General features: G+C 67.0%; 7 protein-coding genes. 5 read left to right on the plus strand and 2 right to left on the minus strand.

Features of this window, described 5'->3' with window-relative positions:
- The first annotated feature begins 12 nt into the window (after window positions 1-12).
- The 5 genes from ugpB to ugpQ all read left to right on the plus strand — a co-directional run bounded on the left by ugpB (window position 13) and on the right by ugpQ (window position 5,010).
- On the plus strand, window positions 13-1,323 hold the full coding sequence (gene ugpB, locus WG923_RS23025) for a sn-glycerol-3-phosphate ABC transporter substrate-binding protein UgpB (RefSeq protein ID WP_340353344.1): 1,311 nt from the start codon (window positions 13-15) through the stop codon (window positions 1,321-1,323).
- 125 nt (window positions 1,324-1,448) lie between these two features.
- Entirely contained in the window at window positions 1,449-2,336 is an 888-nt protein-coding gene (ugpA, locus tag WG923_RS23030) for a sn-glycerol-3-phosphate ABC transporter permease UgpA (protein ID WP_340353345.1), read from the plus strand.
- Window positions 2,337-2,349: 13 nt separating this feature from the next.
- Window positions 2,350-3,201 (plus strand): sn-glycerol-3-phosphate ABC transporter permease UgpE, encoded by an 852-nt coding sequence (gene ugpE, locus WG923_RS23035; RefSeq protein WP_340353355.1) that lies wholly within the window; start codon window positions 2,350-2,352, stop codon window positions 3,199-3,201.
- Window positions 3,202-3,268: 67 nt separating this feature from the next.
- Window positions 3,269-4,279 carry a sn-glycerol-3-phosphate ABC transporter ATP-binding protein UgpC gene (gene ugpC, locus WG923_RS23040; protein WP_340353346.1) on the plus strand — a complete coding sequence of 337 codons (1,011 nt, stop codon included), beginning with the start codon at window positions 3,269-3,271 and terminating at the stop codon, window positions 4,277-4,279.
- Complete coding sequence (gene ugpQ / locus WG923_RS23045; protein WP_340353347.1) at window positions 4,276-5,010, plus strand: glycerophosphodiester phosphodiesterase; 735 nt, start codon at window positions 4,276-4,278, stop codon at window positions 5,008-5,010. Before ugpC ends, ugpQ begins: the two co-directional genes overlap by 4 nt.
- Before the next feature lie 233 nt (window positions 5,011-5,243).
- Here the strand turns inward: ugpQ and WG923_RS23050 are convergent, their stop codons facing one another.
- Together WG923_RS23050 and WG923_RS23055 are read right to left on the minus strand one after the other, a co-directional pair.
- Window positions 5,244-5,834, minus strand: a complete 591-nt coding sequence (locus tag WG923_RS23050) for a DUF3501 family protein (protein ID WP_340353348.1) — start codon at window positions 5,832-5,834, stop codon at window positions 5,244-5,246.
- A gap of 2 nt (window positions 5,835-5,836) precedes the next feature.
- Window positions 5,837-7,189, minus strand: coding sequence for a (Fe-S)-binding protein (locus WG923_RS23055; protein ID WP_340353349.1), 1,353 nt, complete (start codon window positions 7,187-7,189; stop codon window positions 5,837-5,839).
- Window positions 7,190-7,270: the final 81 nt, after the last annotated feature.

Genomic DNA, 7,270 nt, shown 5'->3' on the forward strand with positions numbered 1-7,270 from the left:
GAGAGTGACTGCATGAAATCCAAGTTTTCCGCGCTGGCGGTAGCCGCCGTCCTGTGGGGGGCCGCGTCCGCGCAGGCGCAGACGGAGATCCAGTGGTGGCATTCCATGACGGCCGTCAATGGCGAATGGGTGAACGACCTGGCGGCTCAGTTCAACGCGAGCCAGAAGGAATACAAGGTGGTCCCGACGTACAAGGGCAGCTACGACGTGTCCTTCACCGCCGCGGTCGCCGCCTTCCGCGCCGGCCAGGCGCCGCACATCCTGCAGGTGTTCGAGGTCGGCACCGCCACCATGATGGCCAGCAAGGGCGTGAGCATCCCCGTCGGCCAGGTCATGAAGGATGCGGGCTACAAGTTCGACCCGAGCGCCTACGTGCCCGCCGTGGCCGGCTACTACACCGCGCCGAACGGGCAGATGCTGAGCTTTCCCCTGAACAGCTCGACGACCGTCTTCTACATCAACAAGGATGCGTTCAAGGCCGCCGGCCTCGACACGAACAAGCCGCCCACCACCTGGCCCGAGGTGGCGCTGGCCGCCGCCAAGCTCAAGGCCAGCGGCCACAAGTGCCCGTTCACCACCGCCTGGCAAGGCTGGACGCAGCTGGAGAGCTTCTCCACCTGGCACAACGTGGAACTGGCCACGAAGAGCAACGGCCTGGCCGGGTGGGATGCGCGCCTGAAGGCGAACTCGCCCCTGCACGTGCGCCACATCGAGAACCTGGGCAACATGGCCAAGAACGGCCTGTTCATCTACAAGGGCCGCGCCAACGTGCCCGAGGCCAGCTTCGTCTCGGGCGAGTGCGCCATGATCACCACGTCCTCGGGCTTCTACGGCAACGTGAAGAAGAACGCCAAGTTCGACTTCGCCGTCTCCACCCTGCCCTACTACCCCGACGTGCCCGGCGCGCCGCAGAACACCGTGATCGGCGGCGCCAGCCTGTGGGTGCTGGCCGGCAAGAAGCCCGACGAATACAAGGGCGTGGCGAAGTTCTTCAACTTCCTCTCCAGCCCGGAGATCCAGTCCGAGAGCCACAAGCGCACCGGCTACCTGCCCATCACCATGGCGGCCTACCACCTGACCGAGAAGTCCGGCTTCTACAAGCAGAACCCGGGCACGGACACGGCGGTCAACCAGATGATCCGCAAGGTCACCGACAAGTCGCGCGGCATCCGCCTGGGCAACTACGTGCAGATCCGCACCATCGAGGACGAGGAACTCGAACAGGTGTGGAACGGCAAGAAGACGGCCAAGGAGGCGCTGGACTCGATCGTCACGCGCGGCAACGAGCTGCTGGAGCGGTTTCAAAAGGGGGTCAAGTCCTGAGGACTTGACCCCCTTTTGAACCGTCCTGCGGCGGCGCTGACGGCACCCCCTCCCCGACCCTCCCCCGCCAGGCGGGGGAGGGCTTCGTCGTATAAACAGGCGTCCCGAGTTCGCTCATTACAGCAATGGCTGCCGAAAAGCGCGTCGTTTTCCGATCGTCCTGGCTTCCCTGGGTGCTGCTGGCGCCGCAGTTCGCCGTCATCCTGGTCTTCTTCTTCTGGCCTGCGGCCCAGGCCCTGGTGCAGTCGGTGCAGCAGTCGGACGCCTTCGGCACCTCGGTCGAATGGGTCGGCCTGGAGAACTTCCGCAACCTGTGGAACGACCCGACCTACGTCGCCTCGTTCTGGACCACCGCGGTGTTCTCGGTGCTGGTCGCCTTCTTCGGCATCGCGCTGTCGCTGCTGCTGGCCGTGTTCGCCGACCGCGTCATCAAGGGCAGCGGCTTCTACCGCGCGCTGCTGATCTGGCCCTACGCCGTCGCACCGGCGGTGGCGGGCGTGCTGTGGCTGTTCATGTTCGCCCCCAGCGTGGGCATCGTGTCCTACCTGCTGCGCGAGTGGGGCTACGAGTGGAACAGCCTGCTGAACGGCAACCAGGCGATGGCCCTGATCGTGATGGCGGCGGTGTGGAAGCACCTCTCGTACAACTTCCTGTTCTTCCTGGCCGGCCTGCAGTCGATCCCGCACTCGCTGATCGAGGCGGCCGCGATCGACGGCGCGCACCCGTGGCGGCGCTTCTGGACCATCCAGTTCCCGCTGCTCTCGCCCACCACGTTCTTCCTGCTGGTGATCAACGTCATCTACGCCTTCTTCGACACCTTCGCGATCGTCGACGCCGCCACGCAGGGCGGGCCGGGCAAGGACACGGCGATCCTGGTCTACAAGGTGTACTACGACGCCTTCAAGGCGATGGACCTCGGCGCCTCCGCCGCGCAGTCCGTGGTGCTGATGGCCATCGTGGTCGTGCTCACGGTCCTGCAGTTCCGCTTCATCGAGAAGAAGGTCAACTACTGAGGGCGACCCCATGATGATCGAACGCCGCCCCGTCCTCACCTTCCTGTCGCACGTCATCCTCGTGATCGGCGTGCTGATCGTGGCCCTGCCCGTGTACATCACGTTCGTGGCCTCCACGCACAGCAACCAGGACATCATCCATCCCCCGATGCCGCTGCTGCCCGGCACGCACATGGTGGAGAACTATGCCGCGGTCCTCACCGGCACCCAGGGCGGCGGGGGCTCCAAGGCGGCGGTGGGCCGCATGATGACGGTGAGCCTGGTGAGCGCGCTGGTCATCTCGATCGGCAAGATCGCGATCTCGCTGCTGTCGGCCTTCGCGCTGATCTACTTCCGCTTCCCCGCCCGCCAGTTCTTCTTCTGGGCCATCTTCGTCACGCTGATGCTGCCGGTGGAGGTGCGCATCGCGCCCACCTACAAGGTCGTGTCGGACCTGGGCATGCTCAATACCTACGCGGGGCTCACCGTGCCGCTGATCGCCTCGGCCACGGCGACCTTCCTGTTCCGCCAGTTCTTCCTGACCGTGCCCGACGAACTGCTGGAGGCGGCGCGCATGGACGGCGCCGGGCCGATGCGCTTCTTCAAGGACGTGCTGCTGCCGCTGTCCAAGACCTCGATGGCGGCCCTGTTCGTGATCCAGTTCATCTACGGCTGGAACCAGTATCTCTGGCCCCTGCTGGTGACCACCAGCGAGGACATGTACCCGGTGGTGATCGGCATCAAGCGCATGATTTCCGGCGGCGACGCGCAGACCGAATGGGGCGCGGTGATGGCCACCGCGATGCTCGCGATGCTGCCGCCCGCCATCGTCATCGTCCTGATGCAGAAGTGGTTCGTCAAGGGCCTCGTCGACACCGAGAAGTAATGACATTGCGTGACAGGCCAGGAGATTGCGGAGCAATCGTCTGCCCTGTCTCCAACTGACTAAGAAAATGGCAGCCATCTCCCTGAAGAACGTCGTCAAGCGCTACGGAAAAGGCAAGCAGCAACTGCAGGTGGTCCACGGGCTGGACGCCGAGATCGCCGACCACGAGTTCGTGGTGATCGTGGGGCCTTCCGGCTGCGGCAAGTCCACGCTGCTGCGCATGGTCGCGGGGCTGGAGGAAGTCAGCGGCGGCGAGATCTCGATCGGCGGCCGCGTGGTCAACGAACTCGAGCCGGCGGAGCGCGACATCGCGATGGTGTTCCAGAACTACGCGCTGTACCCGCACATGAGCGTGTTCGACAACATGGCCTACGGGCTGAAGATCCGCAAGCTGCCGGTCGAGGAGATCCGCGCGCGCGTGGACAAGGCCGCCGGCATCCTGGAACTCGGCCACCTGCTGGAACGCACGCCGCGCCAGCTCTCCGGCGGCCAGCGCCAGCGCGTGGCCATGGGGCGCGCGATCGTGCGCCAGCCCCAGGTGTTCCTGTTCGACGAGCCGCTGTCGAACCTGGACGCGAAGCTGCGCGCGCAGACCCGCATCGAGATCCAGAAGCTGCACCGCGAGCTGGGCATCACGTCGCTGTTCGTCACGCACGACCAGGTGGAGGCCATGACCCTGGCGCAGCGCATGATCGTGATGAACGCCGGCCGCATGGAGCAGTTCGGCACGCCCGAGGAGGTGTACCACCGCCCCGCATCGACCTTCGTCGCCAGCTTCATCGGCTCGCCGCCCATGAACCTGCTCAAGGACGTTCCCGGCGGCCGCGCGGGCGCGCTGCTCGGCGTGCGTCCGGAGCATCTGGACGTGGGCGACAGCGGCTGGGAAGTGCGCACCGAAACGGTGGAGATGCTCGGCGCCGAGCGCCTGATCTACGGCCGCGTGGGCGAGGAACAGGTCATCGTGCGGGTGGAAGAGAACCAGCCGGTGCCGTCCGCGGGCCAGGTGATCCGCGTGCGGCCGCGCGAGGACCGGGTGCACTGGTTCGACGCGAGCAGCGGCAGGAGGATCGCAGCGTGAAGCACTGGCCGTATCCACGCTGGATCGCGCATCGCGGCGCGGGCAAGGTCGCGCCGGAGAACACGCTCGCCGCCTTCCGCTTCGGTGCCGCGCAGGGCTATCGCATGTTCGAGTGCGACGTGAAGCTCTCGGCCGACGGCGTGCCCTTCCTGATGCACGATGCGACGCTGGAACGCACGACCAACGGCGTCGGCCTCGGCGGCGACCAGCCGTGGGACCAGCTGGCGCGCCTGGACGCGGGCAGCTGGCATTCGCGCGCCTTCGCGGGCGAGCCCCTGCCCACCTTCGAGAACGTCGCGCGCTTCTGCATCGCGAACCGCTACCTGCTGAACGTGGAGATCAAGCCGACCCCGGGGCACGAACGCCAGACCGGCGAAGTGGTGGCGCAGTACGCGGCGCGGCTCTGGGCGAAGGAGGCGGTGCCGCCGCTGCTGACGTCGTTCCGCCCCGAGTCGCTGCAGGCGGCGCAGGCGGCGCGGCCCGAGCTGCCGCGCGGGCTGCTGCTCGACACGCTGTGGGAGGGTTGGTTCGACGTCGCCCGTTCGCTCGATGGCGTGGCCATCGTGTGCAACCACGCGCTGTGGGATGCGCACACGGTGGCGCAGGTGCACGGCGCGGGGATGCGGTGCCTGAGCTACACGGTGAACGACGAGTGGGCGGCGCAGCGGCTGGTCGCGCTGGGGACGGACGGGATCATCACGGACCGGGTGGATCTCTTCTCGCCGGTGTAGCGGTGCGGCGATCGGTGGTGCGGTGATCGCTGGTGCGGTGATCGCGGGTGCGGTGATCGCGGGTGCGGTGATCACGGGTGCGGTGATCGCGGGTGCGGCGATCGCTGGTGCGGTGATCGCGGGTGCGGTATTCGTAGGCTGGCGCTGGAGCGCTAGCGAAAGCCCAGCGATGCGCGCAAGCGCTGGGGTTCGCGCGCTCCGCGGCTCACCACCAGCCTACGAGACCCGCCGCGTCATTTCAAGTCCCCCGCCAGCGAAGCCAGCGTCTCCGCCCCCAGCGCCACATGCGCCGGATAGTTCGTGTGGTCGCACCCCAGCTTCACCCCCGCCCCCGCCTTCACTGCCTCGCGCATCGCGGGCGTGAGCTCGAAGCGCAGGAAGTGCACCGACGAGGTCTTCTCGTCGTTCTCGCGGTCCAGGTCCTCGTCGGCGATCGCGTAGACGCGCTCGTGGCCCTCCACCTCGACGAACATGCGGTCCTCCACCCCGATCAGCCGCGCCAGCTCGCGCCGGCGCTCGTTCTCGTCGGGGTACTCGATCATCATCGTCGCCTTCCAGTTGCCGCCGTCCGGCACCAGCGGGGCATAGGCATCGATCTCCTGCTGGATGCCTTCCTCCTCGAAGATCTTCTCGATGCGCAGCATCTCCTGGACCTGGTAGCGCATCGTGAGCTCGCTTTCGAACTGCACGTTGATGTGCTCGCCGAGCGCGACGCTGCGCAGCTTGCGGTGCGCGATCACCTCGGACTGGTGCGCCTTGCGCCACTTCGCATAGGCTTCCAGCGTCATCAGGCTGTCGGCCGTGATCCTGCCCGTGAGTTGCATGGTCATTCCAGTCCGTAGGCAATGCGCAGCAGCGTCAGCGGATGCTGCAGCTGCGGCGTGCCCAGGGCGTTGACGTCGAAGCCCTGGGCGATGTGGTGCCCGGCGAGCGCGCAATCCGAGCTGATGTAGTCGGGCGCGCCGCCCTGCGGGTGTTCGGCCATCCGCTTGAACAGGGGCTTGCCGATCTGCATCGCCGCCGCGTGGGTGGGCTTCTTGACCCCATAGGTGCCGGCGTGGCCGGAGCAGCGCTCGTTGGTGTGCACGGAGGTGCCGGGGACCATCTTGAGCAGCTCCTCGGTCTTGCGGCCGATGTTCTGCACCCGCTGGTGGCAGGGCACGTGGTAGCTCACCTTGCCGAGCGGCTTGGGGAACTCCGTCTTGAGCAGGCCGTCGCGCCGGCGCGAGGTGAGGTAGTCGAACGGGTCCCACATCGCCGCCTTGACGGCCTGCACGTCGGCATCGTCCGGGTACATCAGCGGGATCTCCTGCTTGAACATCAGCGTGCAGCTGGGCACCGGCGACACGATCGCCCAGCCCTCGCGGGCGTACTTCGCCAGCACGGGGATGTTGGCACGCTTGCTCGCGTCCACCGATTCCAGGTCGCCGAGCTCCAGCTTGGGCATGCCGCAGCACTTCTCCTTGTTCACGACGACATACGGGATGTCGTTGTGCTTCAGGACCTTCAGCAGGTCCAGGCCGATGCCCGGCTCGTTGTAGTTCACGTAGCAGGTCGCGTAGACGGCCACCTTGCCCGGCGTGCGCTCGCCGTCCTTGACGGGCACGTCAGCCGATTTCGGGGCGGCACTGCGGAAGCGCCGCGTCGCCAGCGACGGCAGCCAGGCATCGCGGTCGACGTGCAGCGTCTTCTCCATCGCCGCGCGCGCCGTCTTCGTATGGCTCACCGCATTGGCGAGCTGCGTGACGATCGGGATGCCGGCGAACTGGCCATGCACGTCGGTGGAGGCCAGCAGCCTGGCGCCGGCATCGACGCCACCCTTGCGGAACTTGATGGCCTTGGCGCGCAGCATGGTGTGCGGGTAGTCCACGTTCCACTGGTGCGGCGGCACGTAGGGGCACTTGGTCATGTAGCACAGGTCGCAGAGGTAGCAGTGGTCGACCACCTTCCAGTAGTCCTGCTTTTCCACGGCATCGACTTCGCCGGTCTTGCCCGCGTCCACCAGGTCGAACAGCGTCGGGAAGGAGCGGCACAGGCTCACGCAGCGGCGGCAGCCATGGCAGATGTCGAAGATGCGCTCCAGCTCCTGGAAGCACTTCTCCTCGTCGTGGTAGTCGGGGTTCTTCCAGTCGATCGGATGGCGCGTGGGCGCCTCGAGACTGCCTTCGCGGACGGCCATGGTGTTTGTTCTCGTGCTAGGGCTGGGGTGGGGGCGCGCCCGGGGAGCGGGGGCGCCCCCCCCCCCCCCCCCCCCCCCCCC

It is taken from the genome of Ramlibacter sp. AN1133 (assembly GCF_037890035.1).
Classification (GTDB): domain Bacteria; phylum Pseudomonadota; class Gammaproteobacteria; order Burkholderiales; family Burkholderiaceae_C; genus Ramlibacter.